Here is a 16,769-nt window from a genome sequence, read left to right as displayed (position 1 = left end):
AGACCCCTCTTGTCCCTGCAGGCCCCCGAGTTCTTCGCCGAACTGTGCCTCCCCTTCACCGACAGCACCGTCGTGGGCAACACCTACTACGCCACCCCCGTGGCGGGCGTACCGCTGCGGCTGCGGATCGGCTTCACCGCCACCATCCACGCGGACACCTACGGCGGCCTGCGCCTGGCGGTCGTCCACGCGGACCGGGGCGAGATCGATGCGGTGACACTCGGCTTCGTGGACCACGGCACCTTTCACCGCCGCGACGAAGCCCACCACACCTCCGCGCACAGCAAGCAGTACGGCACGTTCGACAAGTACCACCGCCCCGGCCGGCCGTCGTGGGAGGGCGCCGTCACCACCGGGCTGCGCGATGCCATCGAGCAGTACACCGCCGTCTGGTTCCCCGGCGCGTGGCAGGCGTCCGCGCCGAGCCGCGCTGCGGGCCGTACCGCTCACAAGACCGTCCCGCCCCCTCCGGGTCCAGGTCCCGGCCGGACCCGATGACCTCCCACCACCTGATCAAGGAGCCCTTCTTCCCGTGCACGCTCGCATCGTCCGCGGCGCCGTCCGATCCGCTGCCCTCGCCACCTCAGTGACCGGCACCCTCACCTGGGCACCAACCGCGACCGCTCAGCCGACCGAGCCGACGCCCTCTGCCTCCACAGCTCCCCCCCCCGAGACTCCCGCCTCCGACGCCGGCAGCGTCGCCATCACCAAGACGGACCCGGCCGGCGATCCCCTCGCAGGGGCCTCGTTTCTCCTCCTGGACACCGCCGGCCAGGAAGTCGGACGCGGGAAGACCGACGCCCGGGGGAAGCTGACCTTCCCCGACCTCGCCCCGGGCGTGTACCGGCTCAAGGAAACCTCCAGCGGCAGCCCGCTCCACGACGTCGTCGCCGACCAGGACGTCATCGTCACCCCCGGCGCCACCGCCCACCTGACGATCACCGACCCGTTCAAGGCCGCGCAGGTCGTCCTGAAGGCCAAGGACGACAAGACAGGCAAACTCCTGCCCGGTTCCACCGTGAACATCGGCAGCGGCGACAAGGCCCTGCTCACCCTCACAACCGGTCCCAAGGGCACGGTGTCCGGCGAACTCCCGGTGTCCAGCCGGAAGACGGAGTTCTGGGTCAAGCAGATCAAGGCGCCCGAGGGCTACGACCTCTACAAGCCGTCGAAGACGTTCACCGCCGGCCCCGGCGCCCCGGTCACCGTGACCGTCACCAACTCCAAGACCGCGACCACCCCGAAGCCCGACCCGTCGGGGACATCGACGGACAACCCCACCGCCACCCCCTCCGCTCCAGGGGGCAAACCGAGCGAGGGAGGTTCTGGCGGGTCGAAGCCTGCCCCGACGGGCACCAGCACGCCGGACGCCGACTCGTCGTCCGTCCCGGCGGCCGACCCGGGCGACGACATGACGCCGAAGGTTCCGGCCGGCTCCCTCGCCCACACCGGCGCCGGCGCCACCCCGTGGATCGTCGGTAGTGCCGGATTCCTCGTCGCCGTCGGCATCGGCACCGTGGTCGCCACCCGCCGCCGCACGGCGGCCGAGCCCGAGCATGACGACAACAGCAAGACCAGCTGACCCACGATCACTTCTCGACCAGCAGGCACCCGGGCCGCGCGAGCGTCCTCTCGCACCGGTCGAGTGCACGGTGCGAGAGGACGGCCCCGCGGCGGGCACAGACGGCGCTGCTGCCGTCTGTGCCCGGGCGTCATCCCGTTGTCGTGCGTTCCTTGGCCGGTGCCCGGCGTGCTGTCGGGGCGTCCAGATGGATGACGACGGTGGTGTAGAAGCGGTGTACGGCGTCGTCGACGCTGCGGATGAAGCCGGACTCGGCGTTGCCGCGGCCGCTTCCCATGCTCTTGAGCAGAGACAGACGGAACCCGGTGATCTTGGTGCCGTTGTCCTTGGGGAGCAGGTCCGCCGGCTCGGGGCGGAGCCGCTCCAGCGTCCAGCGTGGGCCTCCGGTCTCGCTGTCGACGAGGGTTTCGACGTGGAGGTCCGCCGGTGCCTCGGCCAGGCGGCGGACGAGTCGCTTGGCCCAGCTCAGGGGATAGCCCTGATCGGGCGCCGGGATCTCGATGGAGGTGCGCAGTTTGCCGGTGCGCAGGTCGGCGCTGACGGCCAGGACGCCGGGGGTGCCCTCGATGCGCAGCTCCGCCTGGAGTCGTCCGTCGAGACAGAGCTGGTCGGCGAGGCGGTTTCGGCGTTCTGTGGGATCCGCTCCGCGCTTGGCTCGCTGGACGGGCAGTACCTTCTGTCCGAGTTCGCCGCCCAGCCTGAGGCAGACCTGGCGGATGAGCCGTTCCCAGTTCTCGACCACCTCCAGGGCCCGTGCGTCGCCCTGGCAGAGGGTTTCGTCGTCGATCCCGTTGCGCACGGGGACCCAGGCGGGGCCCATGTTCTGGAAGCCGTGGCAGCCGGAGTTCTCGTGCTGCAGGTAGTGCAGCAGTTCCTGCAGCAGCCAGGCGTGCGCCGCGTTGCCCACTCCCTCGTGCCTGATCAGCATCTGTGCCTGGTGAGTAACTTCCGCCCAGGACAGGTGCCACAGGGCCACCTTGTGCTTGCGCCGTCTGTCGATCTTGACGTCGACGAGCGGGCTGCCCTCCAGCGCGACGTCGTTCGACAGTGTGATCACGGCCTCGTAACCGCGGCGCGCGGCGATGTCCGCGTACGCCTGCACCTGGTCGGTCTTGAGCGCGTTGCCGTTGGTCTTCGTCTCGACCAGCGCGGTCCACAACTTGCCGGCCCGCTCCACACGGATCACCCCGTCCGGGCGCCGCGGGCTGTCACCGTGGGGCAGGGAGACCTCCGTGAACGTCTCCATGCGACCCGCCGGAGCCCCGAACCCGGCGGTGAGTCTCCTGCTGAACTCCGGCACCTGCGCCATCACCGACAGCAGCACCGAGGTGGCACGCATCTCACGGTCCCGGTCGCTCTTGAGCGTCGAGACCGGGAAAAGCCTGGCCTGCCTCCAGGAGTCGTTCTCCGCCAGGGTCTTCTTGACCGTCTTGGGAAGGGTGACCTTCTTCTTCGCGGTGCGGGGACGAGCGGTCGGCTTCTGCGGCTCGACGACCTCGCCCTCCGGCCGACGAGGAGCAGGGATGTCCTCCCCCGTCACCCGCCGGGTCGGCTCCTCGGTCGGCGCCGGACTCGTCGAGTCCGGCTGCTCGTCGTCTTCGGCACCGGCCAGCGCACCTTCCGCCTCCGCGGCCGCGTCGTCCTCGATATCGACGCCGAAATCCGTCGCCAGCCCCGCAAGACCGGTTTCGTAGCCCTGCCCGACGGCACGGAACTTCCACCCCTCCCCCCAGGGCTTCGGCGTAGTCGCGTGACGTCCGGTTTGTGATCACGTGAGGCCGAGGAGTGCGAGGGGGCGGCGGGGGTCGCGGGCGTTGTGGCGGAGGCCGGCCGCGATGTTCTTCGATCCGGCTGCCCGGAGGGCGCCGATGGCGAGGTTGCGCCAGGTGGCCATCGCGCGGGGTGCGTTGCCGGTCCGCAGTTGCGAGGCGTCCTCGGCGAAGGTGGTGTCGCGGACGTGGTGCAGGGCCTCGATCGTCCAGTGGTCCCGGACGAGTCGGGCGAGCTGGGCCGGGGTGGCCTGCTCGGCGGTGAGGCTGGTGACGGCGTAGACGGTCTTGACGGTGGTCTTACCGGTCTTGCGGTCGGTGCGGCGGCGCTTGATCTGGACGGCCTGGCGGGCTCCGGGGAAAAGGAGGTTGTTCACGGTGGCGACCTCGATGCGGCGGATCTCCGAGCGTCCGTGACCGGCGTTCTTGGTGCGGCCCTGGAGCGGGATGTCCTTCCAGGGAAGGGACTTGAGCTGTCGGCGGAGCTTCTTCTGGTTGCCCTTGGCGATCACGATGTAGTGGGCACCACGGCCCATGAGGTAGTCGGCGTGCTCGCGCTGGGTGTGCATGGCGTCGCTGGTGACCACGGTGCCGGCCAGGTCGGCGACGGTGTCCAGCAGCGGCTGGAAGCAGGTGATCTCGTTGGTCTTCTCGCCGACGTCCAGCTGGGCAAGAACCAGGCCGGTGGCGTGCTCCAGTGCGGCGAGCAGATGGATCTTGCGGTCCTTTGCCTTGGCCGCGCCTCGAAGACTCTTGCCGTCCACGGCCAGGCCGCGCAGCCCGGCGGCCCCGGTCGTCTTGGGGCGGCGGTCCGCGAGCCAGCTCCCGACCGCCCGGTCCAGGGCGTCGCCGTCGAGGCGGGCCAGGAGCCTTCGGACCGTGGTCTCGGCGGGCAGAGCCCGCCTGGGCAGAAGCGGATCGGGGTGAGCACCGACCTGTTCGAGCACGTGCGCTGGGGCGTCGGCGATCCACTCACCGACCGCCAGCAACGAGGTCGCTCCTGCCAGCACCGCGCACGCGGTCAGTGCGAGCACGACGGCCAGGCGGTGGCGCACCCCACGTGGATCACGCGGGTCGGGCACCTCGGCCAGCCGCTCCAGCAGGCCCAGAACCTCCTCGGGTCCGACCCGCGAACTCTCACGCAGGTGGTCAAGGGCAGGCGGGATCAGCGATGATGCGTCGGCAGGCACGGTCTTCCACTCGGATCACGGGGCGTAGAGAACTCCATGATCTTGGAAGCCGTGCCTGTCACGTTCCGTGGATGCCGATGGGAGCAGATCGCCACGCACAGGGCGTCACGCGACTACGCCGGAGCCCTGCTCTGCTGAGGCTGGCGATCAGCCGGACGGGTCACGGGCTTCCGGCGGTTGATCAAGTTGTTGTTGTCGGCGTCTTTGTTCCACCCGGAGGGTTTCGACCCTGGCAGTGAGGAGAGCGAGATTGGCCGCAGGGTCGGCGTTGTCGTAAGGCGGCAGAGCGAGGTGGAAAGCGTTAGCGTGCTCTTCGATCGAGTCTGCCGTTTGCTGGAGGTTGAAGCTGCGTTCGCGGAACTTGTAGTACCCGGTGATGCCTGCGCAGATGGCGACCAGCATGGTCAGGCCGATGATGATCGACTTGAGTGGTTGAGTAGTGTCACTAAAGGACTGTGCCCCAGCGTTAGCGATCGAACCGATGATGATCAGGAGCTGGAAGAAGTTGTGCCGCCGACGGTAGCGGTGGCTCTCCTTGCGGAGCTGATCCAGTTCCCCGGGTATGGACTCGCGGTAGGCGAACTGCCTGTTGCGGATGGGGATGTCTAGCGGGGTGGCGTCGATGAGCCGGTTCTCGATTGCGATTTCGAGCTCCAGCTCCAGCTCCTCGCGAGTCAGCCGGTCCCCAGAGGTCCCGGGCCGTGGGCCTTCATGTCTGACTGTTTCTATCCATGAGGACCCAACGAACCCAACAAGAAATGCGATGCCCAGGAGAACGAGCACTGTATTGAAGGGGGCCATGTCGAAGCGCCGCCACGTCAGCGCTGTAGGGATGGCAACGCCAAGCACGCAGAGCACGACACAAGCCCCGAAGCCATACATCAGGCGCTGCCGGAGGTTCACCTCCCGGATGTGCTGACGCAGCTGCAGGACCCGTTCGTTGTGTTCACGCAGGCGCGTAACAGGCCCTAGCGACGGCGGGACGGACATCCATTCCCCCTTCTGATCTGCTCGCCCCGGTCTCGCCTCAGGTTTCATCTCAGCTCGGCGAGCCTGCGGCAGATCGTCTTCATCCGTGCACCCGCACGATAGGGCTACGGCCTTGTGCAACGGGCAGAGTCGCATCAGATGGCGTGATCACGATCTCCGGACCGCGCCATACACGGTCCGGCCCGCCCACCTCACTACGCTGGCCGGCGGGAGCCGACGGCGAACAGGGAGACCATGACGTACGCAATCAACCGCATCGAAGCCTTGTTGGACGAAGGCGTCCGATTGCGGGCGGCATTGGGCCCCAGGCCGTGATCGCTGCAACTTCCTTGGAGAGCGGCTTCTGGGGCGGAGATGTGGTCGGGTGATGAGGCTCGTTGAAAATCCCCAGCCCTGCTCTTCGCCCCACCTAGGCCGTGTATCGAAGACCTTGGGATCATCGAGTGGCAGCTGAAAAGGCTCAGTTACCTGATCTTCCGGCTCGACCGTCAGCGCCCGTGAACCCGGCGATCTACAGCCATAACGACCACAACACCACCAGGGCGTCGGGCGCGCCCCGAGACCGCTGGCGGCCGATCGCCAACGCCGCGGCAGACGCAGGGGCGGGCGGGTGAATGGCCTAGATGATCAATTCCAAGGGGTGTCTTGTGCCTGTGCATCCCTGTGCCGTGACACGTTAGTTGGAACCTGGCCAGGCGGGTTGGAACCAGGCGGCTAGGCTTCGGCTATGCCGCCCCAGCACCAGTCCGCAGGCCCCGCTGACGAGCAGTTGTCGATCATCGACAACTTGAGCTCTCTGCCCTTCCCTGAGGTGGAGGGAAGGCCGGGACCGGACGGCCAGTGGGGTGGGCCCGGGTTTCACCTGGCCGTGCTCCGAGAGAGCCGGGACTTCTGGGAGGACCGGAGCACCGAGATCGTCCAGGCGGCCGAGCAGGAGTTGGAAGCCAACCTCGCCGCTCTGGCTGTCATCCTCACGAAACGTTGGGGCGCCCCGGAAGCGGTTGATCTGTGGCCGTATCTCGGGCTCGACGACCCCGACCCTGACGTCACGACTCGCGAGCCACTCAGCTTCCTATGCAGTGTCGCCGGGAGCATGCAGATGTGGCGGTTGCCGAACTCGGAGCGATGGATCGGCCTGACCATCGGTCAAGCCGATCCGGAGTGGCAGTTCCAACTGCTGGCGGCCGTTGGTGAAGCGTCCTCGCTCGCCCGGTGAACCGCAGCCTGAACTTCTTGCGGTCGGGGGAAACGAGACGAGTCGGGCCGACTAAATGATCGATTTCAAGGGATCGGCTGCGCGCACAAGGGAAGGGAGCCCAACGTCGGTGTGTGAAGACAGAGTTGGACTCCCTCGCCATCGCACTCTATGTGAAGACCGACGACCTGCTGAAGGCATCACCGCATCTGGCTCCCTGGCGTCCGGCCATCGGGATCGCTCCGCAACTGACCGATGCTGAGCTGGTCACGCTCGCGATGATGCAGGCCATGCTGGGCTTCACCTCCGAGGCCAAGTGGCTTCGCTATGCCCGCGCCCACCTGCGGCATCTCTTCCCCTACCTGCCAAAGCAGCCCGGCTACAACAAGCGCCTGCGCAAGGCCGCCGAGCTGCTGCGGCGGGTCACCCGGGTGCTGGCCACCGACACCTCGGTATGGAGCGACGACGTGTGGATCGTGGATTCCACGCCGGTGGAGTGCGGGCGTTCCCGCGAGACCGTCAAGCGCTCCGACCTGGCCGGATGGGCCGAGTACGGGCACTGCGCCAGCCACAGCCGCTTCTTTTGGGGCCTGCGCCTGCACCTGGTGTGCACCCTGCAGGGCCTGCCGATCGCCTTTGCCCTGACCGGGGCCAAGGCCGATGAACGCGAGACTCTGCTGGACCTGCTCGCCGCCGAACCGGGCCTGACCGCCGCCCGGCCCGGACAGACGCTGATCGGTGACAAGAACTACTTCGGCCGCGACTTCGAGCACCAGTTGGCCGAGCAGGACATCCGGCTGCTGCGGCCGGCCCGCAAGGGCGAGGCGGAACGGCCCGGTGCCTCGCTGTTCAAGCCGTTGCGGCAGGTGATCGAGTCGGTCAACGAGTCCTTCAAGGGCCAACTCAACCTCGAACAGCACCGAGGCCGTACACCGGGCGGCGTGATCGCCCGTGTCATGCAGCGCATCCTCGCGTTGACCTCCGCGATCTGGCACAACGACCACACCGGCCAGCCCGTCCTTCGCTCACTGACCGCCTACGACCACTAACCACAGACCCCTTGGAATCGATCATCTAGGCGGGGTGAGGAGGTAATTCGGGGCTGCCTTCGTCTGTAGTGGTCTCGTCGTCGATCAGCCCGTAGGGGGGCCGATCCTCGTTGCGGCTGTACCGGACCACGACGTTCTCTTCCACGAGCACGGGCGGACTGTTGTCGACGATGATCACCTGGGCACCGGCCCCCTGTTCAGCCAGCCAGCTGGTCAGGTGGCGGTAGAAGTCGTCGATGGCGATCGCGTCTGCGATTACCGCGTCCCGCGTGGCGCCGTGGCCAAGGTTCTTCTGCGGGCTGTCGATCATGAGGAAGCCGGGGTGGGCGGCCGATGTTTCGACGGCCACCTCGAAGACGGCCAGCTGCCAGGCCAGGGTCAGGAGTGTCCGGGCGCCGGATGACGCCTCGCGGTAGGAGCCGCCGCGTACGTGAGGAACCAGATTCGTGTCGATCACCGGCTGGCTGAGTTTCGGGTAGCGCCACTGCCGCAGGAGTTCGCTGTACCGGCCGCTGATTCGGCCGACGACCAGGTCCCGGTCCTGTGCGGCATCTCCCAGCCGGTCGCGTTCCTCCCGCAGGCGTTCGATCTGTGCCTCCTGCCGCTCCACGAGCGCGGCGCGCTTCTCCAGGCCAGCCTGAAGCTTCGTCGCGTTCTCGGCGTGCTGGAGATGACGGAGGACTTCCTCGCGCCGGCGCTGGATGTTGTCGCGAGCGGCGAGGAACGGAGTGACGGTGGGCGAAGTGGCTTCGTCGACCGCGGCCGCGGCACGTTCTTCGTCGATGGCGGCGTCTTCTGCCTGGAGCTTCAACGTGGCGAGCGAGCTGTCCAGGCCCTCAACGTAGGCAGTGATCTCCTTCAAACGGGCCTTGGTGGCTCTGATCTCCGCCGCGACATCCAGCCGCCCTTCATCCGACGAGTGCTCGGCTGTGGCGGTGCCGAGCGTCCGGTGCCCGTCGTCGTAGGGCAGCTCGTGGCTGCACAGACTGCACGAGCCGTTCTCCACCGAAGGGGGAACGGGCAGCCGATTCAGGCACGCCGGGCAGGTCGTGACGCTGAGAGGGTCGAACAGGCGCTGCGCTTCGGCCAGCATGTTGAGCTTGACGAGGTCGTCCGCGTACTGCGCCCGCAGCGGCATCATCCGGGTGAGTTGCGTCTCGCAGTCACGTACCACGCCAGCAGCTCGCCGGGCGCGCTCGGCAGCTTGCTGGTGCTCGCGGCGCAGACGCCCGGCGAAGGTGGTGCCGGCTTGCGCTGCCTCGTCGAGGGCCCGTAGCTGCTCGGTCAGCTCCCGCAGCTCGCCTTCGTATTGCTCAGCGATCAGAGCGCCGACCGTGGGAACGTCCTGCTCGTCGACGAACGCCCGTGCTGCGGCGAGTTCGGAGCGTGCCTGGGTGAGTCGGACGCCCAGTTCCTTGATGCGTTGCCCAAGCTCGACGGCGCGGTCGTCGTGAACGCCGAAGACGACGTCGACCACCTGCTTCAGCTTGTGCTTCTTCATGTACTCGTTCTCGAACAGGAAGTTCATGGAGGCGATGCGCTCGTTGGGCAGGAACGCGAGGTTCATGAGGTCGCGGATGCTCAGGGGGTCGGTCCGGGACTCACGGCTGGAGGGGGCCTCCCGCAGCTGAACGCCTTCGAGCTTGCAGTGCCCCAGCAGCAGAGCGGAGAGGCTCTCGGGCGCTCCCGCCGGCTCGATGGTCCTGCTCTCAGGTTTGGAGAGCGGCGGGCTGTCCAGCGTCCCCCGGCGTACGTAGGCGACCTTCGACGGCTCCCCGACGGGCCGCTCGATGACGTGCGGTTCGCCGGACAGCTCGACTTCCAGAAGGCAGGAACGGACCTTCCGCAGCACCTCAGGATGCCGTGGATGGCGCTTCCCACCGAGGCCGTAGGCGATGAACTCCAACACCGCGGTCTTGCCCGAGCTGAATGCCCCGGCCACCACGGACAGGTCCCGCACCCGCTGGTCCTGGGTGAAATCGACGTCATAGTTCCGGCTGACGCCAGCAAGGCGCAGGTGCCGGATCCGGATGCCAGGCAGAGGCTGCATGGTGGTCATCCCTCCCAGGGCATGTCAGGTGCCTGCGGTCCCGGTCCCAGTACGCTGAGGAGCGCGGCACCGGGCCCGCCCTCTCCATCCGGCCGCAGCCATCGTGCGGTCTGTTCCCGCAGCGCCTTGTCGCTGAGCTTGCGGAGGCGACGCACGACGATGGACGCTGCAGTGGCGAACGACGCGGCGTAGGTCGCGGTGAAGCGCGCCCCGAGTTCCCGACCGCGGTTGCTGATCGAATAGGCGAAGGCGCCGTTGCGGTTGTGGACCTCGCAACACCCGTAAGCCACGAGCAGTCCGAGATCGTGCTGGATGCGCTCGCGTCGACTGGTGAAGCGCTGCGAGGAGGACGCGTACGAGAGCACCTGCGGATCGAACCCCGCCAGCCTGAGCATATTGCCCTCCCGGCCGTCGGAATCGACGACGAGGAAGGGATTCGCCGACAGGAAGTCGTAGTACCCGATCCGCTCCAGGCTCGCCCCCTTCGCGTCCTGTCCAGCGACAGCGTCGAGAAGAAGCAGCAGCTGCGCCAGCCGGAAGGCCACCTCGTCCTCCGGCATCATCACCGGCCGGTGTGCTTCCACAGCGAACTCCTCGTAGGTCTGACAGGACAGGCGACGACGGTCAGCCGTCGGAGTGCTCGGCGGCGATCTGCCGCCAGTGTTTGACCCATCCCGCCTTGCGGTTGTCCACGAGCCGGTGCACCAGCCCCCAGCTGTGCACCAGCTCCAGGCGGAGCGACTTCGGCAGTTTGTCGTGCTCGTTGCGTACATCCCGCCAGACACGGGTGTGGAGAGCCCGAAGCGCGTCCTCGGCCACGCATTCGTTGAACTGCATCTCCCATAGACCGTGGAGCGTCGCATCGGCGGAACTGAGCGCCGCCACCTCCGCCGGAACATCCTTGTGCGCGATCTCGCGAGCCACCAGATCGGCATTGAAGAACTGCCTCTTGGCCGAGTCCAGCTCCACGTGGCCGGCCTCGGTCATCTGCCGAATGAACAAGGCGGAGCCAAGGGCGGCTGCCTTGTCGTCCTCGACTTCGAGTACCAGCCGAAGCTGCTCCACGGAGGCGGGGGCGGCCTGAGCGTAGGTCTCGTAGAAGCCGCGACGCACGTCGTCGCCCTCGGGGCTAAGCAGCTTCTTTCGGAGGGCGGTCTCGTCCCAGAGCTGGATGACAATGCTGTGTTCCTTCTCCCTCGCCTTCTTCCACGTGTCCCACCATGCCGTCATGGGGCCGTCCATGCTGGAGGGGATGCACAGAATCCAGCTGGCGATCGTGTGGCCGTTCTTGACGGCTGCCTTCAGCACGTTGTCGAGCGAGTCTTCGACCTGCTTCACGTGCTTCTTGGTGGTGACCGGCATGAAGTACTTGGACTGCCACACTGTGATCGCTCCGCCGAGGTTTCCGGCGAAAGCGTCGATACCCCAGTCGCCCGGGTTGGCAGCGACGGACCGTACGTTTGGGGTCGTCGCGGCGGCAAGCTGAGCGATCATCATTTCGAAGTCGTCGCGGGCTCCGCCGGGGCTTCCCCCGCGGACTGCGTGCACGTCGAAGCTGATTGGCTGGACACCCGTCGGCACGGCTATCGAGTCAGGCACAGCCCACCCCCCATGCGCCGGTGGCTGCACACAGGATGTTCCCCGAGCGTCACACACCGTATCGGCGGAGCCTACACAACGGCCACTCGTCTGATCAAGAAGTGGAACGCACCGGCATCTCAAATGCGGTCCACCGCGCAGCACGGCAATCGCGCGAAACCTGCGGGCCACGGTCCAGGCGTGCACCAGCCACGTCTCGGCCCCGGACCATCTCTGTTCCAGGCAAACTGCGAGGGGTCCTCACCTGGCCTGGCCTGGCCGAATAGAGGTGCGGGCGGTTCCGGTTCCCGAACCTCTCAAGTTCATCAAATTGCGGTTGACTTCCCGGAGTTCAGCCGATCACTGACCCCATGCAGACGACGCAGACGACACGGGAGCGTGTTGACGGCTTCCTGCGGCGCTGGTGCGCCCCCGCCAGTTTCCTCGTCAACACCTACGGCAACAACCTCGTCAAGTCAGGCGAGGACAAGACCCTCGGCGCTCTCCTCTGGTTCCTCGGTCTGGTGATGTTGTTCTACGCCGCCTCGTACTGGAATCGCGAGGTTCTCACAGTGCGGTGGTGGCACGACCGGCACAGGGTCATCATCTTTCTGACGGCCGCGGTCCCCACCACCGTCGGCCTCACTTACCTGAACAGGCCGGAATACTGGCAGGAGACCGCAGGCGAGGGGGTGACATCGGGCAGCTACGCCATCCTCAGGTGGGTGCTGTTTTGGGCATGGCTGGGGCTCGCCTGGGGTACTCAGGAGCGCGACCCAGCGCCCTTCTCGTTCGACGACCTCCCCGCGCGCCTCAGGCGTGCTACTCGTGACCGCACGTGGTCCAACTTTGCCGGCCTCGGCGCCGCGGTGATCGTGATACGCGAGGAGTTCTTCGAGATCTACAAAGCGCCGGTTATCTCCGCTTCCCTGACTCTCGCGGTGGGCGCGATCGTGCTCCTGCACAAGACATACGCAAGGGTGCGAAAGCTGTGCACCAAGGTCCACGCCGACGTACAAGCCCTGCTCAGGGACCTTGATGAGCTGGCCAAGGCTAAGGACGACGACATCGACAAGAAGACCGACGCGGCGCTCAGGAGCTGGGACGCGCTCCACCTGTACCTGTGCGCCGGGATCGACACCGGATACTCGGTGGGGATGCCATTCCTGCCCGCCAGCGCCCTCCAGGGGCTGGAGACGAAGATCCTGTCCACGATTCAGTCAGGCCGCGTCACCCCGGACGCCATCGACGAGGCGGACAAGGAGTTGCGTGCCCTCCAAGCCGCTTGCGCTGATCGTCTCGACCCCCTGGCCTGAATCTCGACCCCGGCGGCCCTCATGCGTGCTTCCCTACCCGGCGTTCGCTCATCTCCAGAAGGCGCAGGAAGGCCGGGGACGACGTGAACCTCCTCTAGACGGCTGCCTTGTACCGTGGGCCAGTGATAGCGCGGGGCCAACCCCGGGTGAGGAACAGGAGCAGGTCTGGAGAACGGCCTGAGCGCGGGCGGGGAAATTCAGAGAGCCTCATCACGGGCGCTCTCACGATGGATCGCGGCTATCACCAGGCACGCCGAGGTGGTCCTGGGCCCGGCTCTGTCGCCCTTGCGCCGCCCGCAGTTCGGCGGCGACCCTTCGGCTGCGGTCGGCCGGGAAGATCCCGGGCCGCATCCAGGTCCCCACGGTGACGTCCGGGCCCGGGACCAGCCACACGGGCACCTGACTGAGCGCGGCCCGCAGGGCCATGTCCGAGGTGCCGCCACTGGACGGGTTGAAGTGGTCGTGGAAGGCGATGACCAGCCGGGGTTGCTCGTTCAGAAGCATGCGGGTGTTGCGTTCGGGGCCGGCCATCCGCCACCGGTCGGGGCGGGAGCGCTTCTCGGCGGACCAGTCCATCGGATAGCAGCGGTGCCGGCCCTCGCCCAGGCCGTGACGGCGGCACCAGCCGTGGGCGGCCCGGTCTGCGCCGGTCGCGGCGCCTTCGATGACGACCAGGCCCTGGCCGTAGCGGGCGGTGAGCCGATCGAGGACGGCCTCGACCGTGTGCGGCCACGGCCAGCGGCGACTCCCGCACACCAGCACCCTCGGCTCGCTTACTGGTCATTTCAGAATGACGTTCGGAGTCGTCGCAAGCAGATGATGCTGCAGGCGAGTTGCAGCAGGCCGAGGTGGAGGTCGGCGCGTATCTCGTAGCGGGTCCGCAGCCGTTTGAACCGGTGGAGCCAGGCGAAGGTGCGCTCGACGACCCAGCGGGTCTTTCCCAGGCCGGAGCCGTGGGCGGTGCCCTTGCGGGCGATCTTCGGTGTGATGCCCCGGGCCCGGAGGAGGCGGCGGTACTTGTCGTAGTCGTAGCCCCGGTCGGCGAACAGGCGCTTGGGCCGGCGACGGGGGCGGCCGCGGGTCCCGCGGATGTGCGGGAGGGATCGCGTTCAGCAGAGGCATCAGCTGCGTGACGTCGTGCCGGTTTCCGCCGGTCAGGGACACCGCAAGGGGTGTTCCGTTCCGGTCGGTGATCAAGTGGTGCTTGCTGCCCGGGCGGGCGCGGTCGACCGGCGAAGGTCCGGTGTGAGCCCCCCTTTGAGGGCCCGGACGTGTGAGCCGTCGATCGCCGCGTCGTCCATCTCCAGCAGCCCCGCCCTGCGCAGCTCGGCCAGTAGGACCTCGTGCAGACGCGGCCAGACTCCGGCCTCGGTCCAGTCCCGCAGCCGCCGCCAGGCCGTCACGCCGCTGCAGCCGATCCGCTCCGTGGGTACATCGGCCCAGCTCACGCCCTTGCGCAGCACGTAGACGATCCCGCGCAGGGCGGCCCGGTCGTCCACCGGCAGCCGCCCCGGATACCGGCGACGACGCGGCGGACGAGGAGGGAGCAACGGGGCTACGCGGTCCCACAGGTCATCAGGCACAAGATCATCCGACACCCGCAGAAGTCTGCCGCCAGCTCAGCCCACAACCAAGCCTTTCGCCAAGCTCATTCTGAAATGATCAGTTAGAGGTCGCGCGGGTAGGTCAGGGCCGTCGGGCCGGGCGGGCATCCCACCGGTAGGCCGTCCAGGCCCGGCGTAGCAGCCTGCGGATCACGATGACCGCGCTGGCCAACGCCACCCACGCGTCCTGCACCACCGCGCGCCGGTCGGTCACGATCGCTAACGCCTTGAACCCCCGGTTGTGCCAGGAGTTGGTCCGCTCGACTACCCACCGGTGGGTGTGGTTGATCGGCACGAACTGCCCCTTCGGGGTGATCCGACCAGCGCAGCCCAGCTCTTCCAGCAGCGCCCTGTTTGACTGTGAGTCGTAGCCGGCGTCCAGGTGCACCGTGATCGACGGTGGCAGACGGAACCCGAACAGGCGCAGGGTCTCCAGAGTGGGGCGCAACAGCGGCGAGTCGTTGCGGTTCGCGCCGGCCAGAACCCAGCCCAGCGGCAGGCCTCCACCATCTACCAGTACCGAGCGCTTCAGACCGCTCTTGCCTCGGTCCACCGGGCTGCGCCCGGTGTTCTGGCCACCACCAGGGGCTTTCACGATGCAACCGTCCACCACGAGATTCTCGAGGTCCAGGCCGATGGCCTCGTCGTATGCCTCCAGCGCCAGCCGGTGCAGCCGCTCGAAGACGCCGGCGGCGATCCACTCATCCCGCCGGGCCCTCATCGTGGTTGCCGAGCAGGTGTGGTCGGCGTGCTGCTGGTAGGTGCCTCCGAGTACGAGGCGGGCCAGGAGCTTGTCGAACACGACCCGGTCGGGGATGCGAGGACGGTGACAGCCCAGCGGATGAGCGGCCGCCTCCCGCTCGGGCAGGAGGGCTTGGAACTGGTCCCACAACGGGTTGGTGATGGAGGAGGGCAGGACGGGCACGTGATCTTCGCTCGGCCGTGGAGGACGTTGACCAGCAAGTCCCGCCGGGGTGTGCCGCTTCGGCAGTAGGGGCGGCACACCCCGGCGGGACGAAGGTCACCCGGCCTGTTCCTGTTCCTGCAGGTCCGTTGCGGGAATGGGCGTGGACATGCGCCAGGCCAAGACTGCCCCGGTCACGAGCCCCACGCCGGCCAGCACGGTGGCGACCAGGAACGGGTCGAGGGAGTGCAGGGTCGGAGCGAACCCGATCCCGACGCAGACCGCCACCCCGGTCGCACCGCCCAGCTGGTCAGCCGCGCGCTGGACGCCCGAGGCGATCCCGGCGTCGTCCTCGGTGACGCCGCTGACCGCGAGGTACTGGAGCCCCACGAGGCCGAACCCCATTCCGGCCGCGATCAGGAGCATGGCCGGGATCATCGCCACCCCGTCTGCCCGCAGGGCCGAGACGAGCGCGATCGCGGCCGTCGCGGCCGCGGTGAACCCGAGGCCGGCCAGCACACACGCGCGTGCTCCCCAGCGGCCCAGCAGCCGGGGCACGAGCATGGAGAAGACGATCAGCGAGACCGCCAGAGGCAGCATCGTCAGGCCCGCGCCCAGCGGGCCGAGGCCCGACCGGTCCTGCAGATAGAAGGTGAACAGCAGGAACGAGGTCGACAACGCCCCGCTCAGCAGCATCGTGGCCAGGTTGGCTGCCACCCGCGTGCGGTGGGCGAAGAAGCGCGGCGGCAGCAGCGGGTTGCGCGAGCGTGCCTCGACCCGTGCGAACCCGGCCCCCGCGGCCGCCGCCCCGGCCAGCGCCCCCGGGACCACCCATGCGGGCGTTTTGGGTTCACCGGCCTCGACCACGCCGAAGGTGAACAGCAGCGGGCAGGCGGTCAGCAGCAGCGCGCCGGGAAGGTCCAGCGGCGGGGCGTCCTGGGCCACGGGCCGGTCACCCTCGATCAGGAAGACGGCTGCCAGCAGCACGACCAGGAGGAACGGGACCGAGACCAGGAAGATCCACCGCCACCCCAGGTGGGCGGTGATGAGTCCGGACAGGACGAAGCCGAGCACGAGACCGCAGCTGGCCACCGCGGCCCACACGCTCAGGGCCCGCGACCGGCGCGGGCCGTCGGGGAACATCAGGACGATGGTGGCCATCGCGGCGGGCAGTGCGATGGCCTCACCGGCGCCCTGCAGCAGGCGCGCGGCCACCAGCAGGGAAAACGTGGGGGCCAGGCCGGCCAGCAGGGACGCGGTGCCGAACAGGCCGGTGCCGAGCAGCAGTACGCGCCGCCGCCCGAGCAGGTCGCCCAGCCGGCCGCCGAGCATCAGAAGCCCGCCGCCGGTGACCGTGTACCCGACCACGACCCAGGTCAGGGTGTGCCCGTCGACGTCGAAGTCGGCGCCGATCGAGGGCAGGGCGATGTTGACCACGGTCACGTCGACCGCGATGAAGAACTGCAGCATGGACATCGCGCACAGCACCAGCCGTGCGCGTGCGGGGGACGGGCTGGGCCCGCGTGAGGAAAGGATGTCCGG

At 68.0% G+C, this 16,769-nt stretch carries 12 protein-coding genes and 3 pseudogenes; 5 read left to right on the top strand and 10 right to left on the bottom strand.

The features are described from left to right. Nucleotides 1–9 precede the first annotated feature (9 nt). Both PYS65_RS06300 and PYS65_RS06295 read left to right on the top strand, forming a co-directional pair. Complete coding sequence (locus PYS65_RS06300; protein WP_279332786.1) at nucleotides 10–498, top strand: hypothetical protein; 489 nt, start codon at nucleotides 10–12, stop codon at nucleotides 496–498. A gap of 34 nt (nucleotides 499–532) precedes the next feature. Then, on the top strand, nucleotides 533–1,582 hold the full coding sequence (locus tag PYS65_RS06295) for a SpaA isopeptide-forming pilin-related protein (RefSeq protein ID WP_279332785.1): 1,050 nt from the start codon (nucleotides 533–535) through the stop codon (nucleotides 1,580–1,582). A 130-nt stretch (nucleotides 1,583–1,712) separates the two neighbouring features. Here the strand turns inward: PYS65_RS06295 and PYS65_RS06290 are convergent. From PYS65_RS06290 to PYS65_RS06280, 3 genes and pseudogenes are all read right to left on the bottom strand, one after another. Further along, nucleotides 1,713–3,311, bottom strand: a pseudogene (locus PYS65_RS06290) (TerD family protein); the annotation flags it as partial. Nucleotides 3,312–3,509: 198 nt separating this feature from the next. Continuing rightward, nucleotides 3,510–4,406 (bottom strand): annotated as a pseudogene (locus tag PYS65_RS06285) (ISAs1 family transposase); the annotation flags it as partial. 282 nt (nucleotides 4,407–4,688) lie between these two features. Further along, complete coding sequence (locus tag PYS65_RS06280) at nucleotides 4,689–5,531, bottom strand: DUF4231 domain-containing protein (RefSeq protein WP_279332783.1); 843 nt, start codon at nucleotides 5,529–5,531, stop codon at nucleotides 4,689–4,691. A gap of 727 nt (nucleotides 5,532–6,258) precedes the next feature. Between PYS65_RS06280 and PYS65_RS06275 the strand changes: the two genes are divergently transcribed. Together PYS65_RS06275 and PYS65_RS06270 are read left to right on the top strand one after the other, a co-directional pair. Further along, complete coding sequence (locus PYS65_RS06275) at nucleotides 6,259–6,747, top strand: hypothetical protein (RefSeq protein ID WP_279332746.1); 489 nt, start codon at nucleotides 6,259–6,261, stop codon at nucleotides 6,745–6,747. Nucleotides 6,748–6,860: 113 nt separating this feature from the next. Beyond that, on the top strand, nucleotides 6,861–7,775 hold the full coding sequence (locus tag PYS65_RS06270) for an IS982 family transposase (protein ID WP_279332747.1): 915 nt from the start codon (nucleotides 6,861–6,863) through the stop codon (nucleotides 7,773–7,775). Between the two features lie 25 nt (nucleotides 7,776–7,800). Here PYS65_RS06270 and PYS65_RS06265 read toward each other — a convergent pair whose 3' ends face one another. The 3 genes from PYS65_RS06265 to PYS65_RS06255 are packed head-to-tail and all read right to left on the bottom strand — an operon-like array spanning nucleotide 7,801 to nucleotide 11,424. Then, the gene (locus tag PYS65_RS06265) at nucleotides 7,801–9,834 is read right to left on the bottom strand and encodes a DNA recombination protein RecN (protein WP_279332782.1); all 2,034 of its coding nucleotides are present in this window, start codon (nucleotides 9,832–9,834) and stop codon (nucleotides 7,801–7,803) included. Then, nucleotides 9,831–10,409 carry an ABC-three component system middle component 2 gene (locus PYS65_RS06260; protein WP_052838197.1) on the bottom strand — a complete coding sequence of 193 codons (579 nt, stop codon included), beginning with the start codon at nucleotides 10,407–10,409 and terminating at the stop codon, nucleotides 9,831–9,833. Before PYS65_RS06260 ends, PYS65_RS06265 begins: the two co-directional genes overlap by 4 nt. A gap of 40 nt (nucleotides 10,410–10,449) precedes the next feature. After that, complete coding sequence (locus PYS65_RS06255; RefSeq protein ID WP_279332781.1) at nucleotides 10,450–11,424, bottom strand: serine/threonine protein kinase; 975 nt, start codon at nucleotides 11,422–11,424, stop codon at nucleotides 10,450–10,452. Between the two features lie 350 nt (nucleotides 11,425–11,774). Between PYS65_RS06255 and PYS65_RS06250 the strand changes: the two genes are divergently transcribed. Then, complete coding sequence (locus PYS65_RS06250; RefSeq protein WP_279332779.1) at nucleotides 11,775–12,719, top strand: hypothetical protein; 945 nt, start codon at nucleotides 11,775–11,777, stop codon at nucleotides 12,717–12,719. A 222-nt stretch (nucleotides 12,720–12,941) separates the two neighbouring features. Here the strand turns inward: PYS65_RS06250 and PYS65_RS06245 are convergent, their stop codons facing one another. The 4 genes and pseudogenes from PYS65_RS06245 to PYS65_RS06230 all read right to left on the bottom strand — a co-directional run bounded on the left by PYS65_RS06245 (nucleotide 12,942) and on the right by PYS65_RS06230 (nucleotide 16,703). Then, nucleotides 12,942–13,475 (bottom strand): SLOG family protein, encoded by a 534-nt coding sequence (locus PYS65_RS06245; RefSeq protein WP_279332778.1) that lies wholly within the window; start codon nucleotides 13,473–13,475, stop codon nucleotides 12,942–12,944. Between the two features lie 29 nt (nucleotides 13,476–13,504). Continuing rightward, nucleotides 13,505–14,317, bottom strand: a pseudogene (locus PYS65_RS06240) (IS5 family transposase). Between the two features lie 88 nt (nucleotides 14,318–14,405). After that, on the bottom strand, nucleotides 14,406–15,248 hold the full coding sequence (locus PYS65_RS06235; protein ID WP_279332777.1) for an IS5 family transposase: 843 nt from the start codon (nucleotides 15,246–15,248) through the stop codon (nucleotides 14,406–14,408). Nucleotides 15,249–15,344: 96 nt separating this feature from the next. Continuing rightward, on the bottom strand, nucleotides 15,345–16,703 hold the full coding sequence (locus tag PYS65_RS06230; RefSeq protein WP_279337875.1) for an MFS transporter: 1,359 nt from the start codon (nucleotides 16,701–16,703) through the stop codon (nucleotides 15,345–15,347). Nucleotides 16,704–16,769: the final 66 nt, after the last annotated feature.

The organism is Streptomyces cathayae (assembly GCF_029760955.1).
GTDB classification, from domain to species: domain Bacteria; phylum Actinomycetota; class Actinomycetes; order Streptomycetales; family Streptomycetaceae; genus Streptomyces; species Streptomyces cathayae.
The sequence above is the reverse complement of the archived record's forward strand: the minus strand, read 5'-3'. Positions and strand labels throughout refer to the sequence as shown.

Coding starts and splice junctions, on each gene's coding strand:
- PYS65_RS06280 (WP_279332783.1), bottom strand. CDS start 5,531: ATGTCCGTCCCGCCGTCGCTAGGGCCTGTTACGCGCCTGCGTGAACAC.
- PYS65_RS06265 (WP_279332782.1), bottom strand. CDS start 9,834: ATGACCACCATGCAGCCTCTGCCTGGCATCCGGATCCGGCACCTGCGC.
- PYS65_RS06275 (WP_279332746.1), top strand. CDS start 6,259: ATGCCGCCCCAGCACCAGTCCGCAGGCCCCGCTGACGAGCAGTTGTCG.
- PYS65_RS06230 (WP_279337875.1), bottom strand. CDS start 16,703: ATGTCCATGCTGCAGTTCTTCATCGCGGTCGACGTGACCGTGGTCAAC.
- PYS65_RS06250 (WP_279332779.1), top strand. CDS start 11,775: ATGCAGACGACGCAGACGACACGGGAGCGTGTTGACGGCTTCCTGCGG.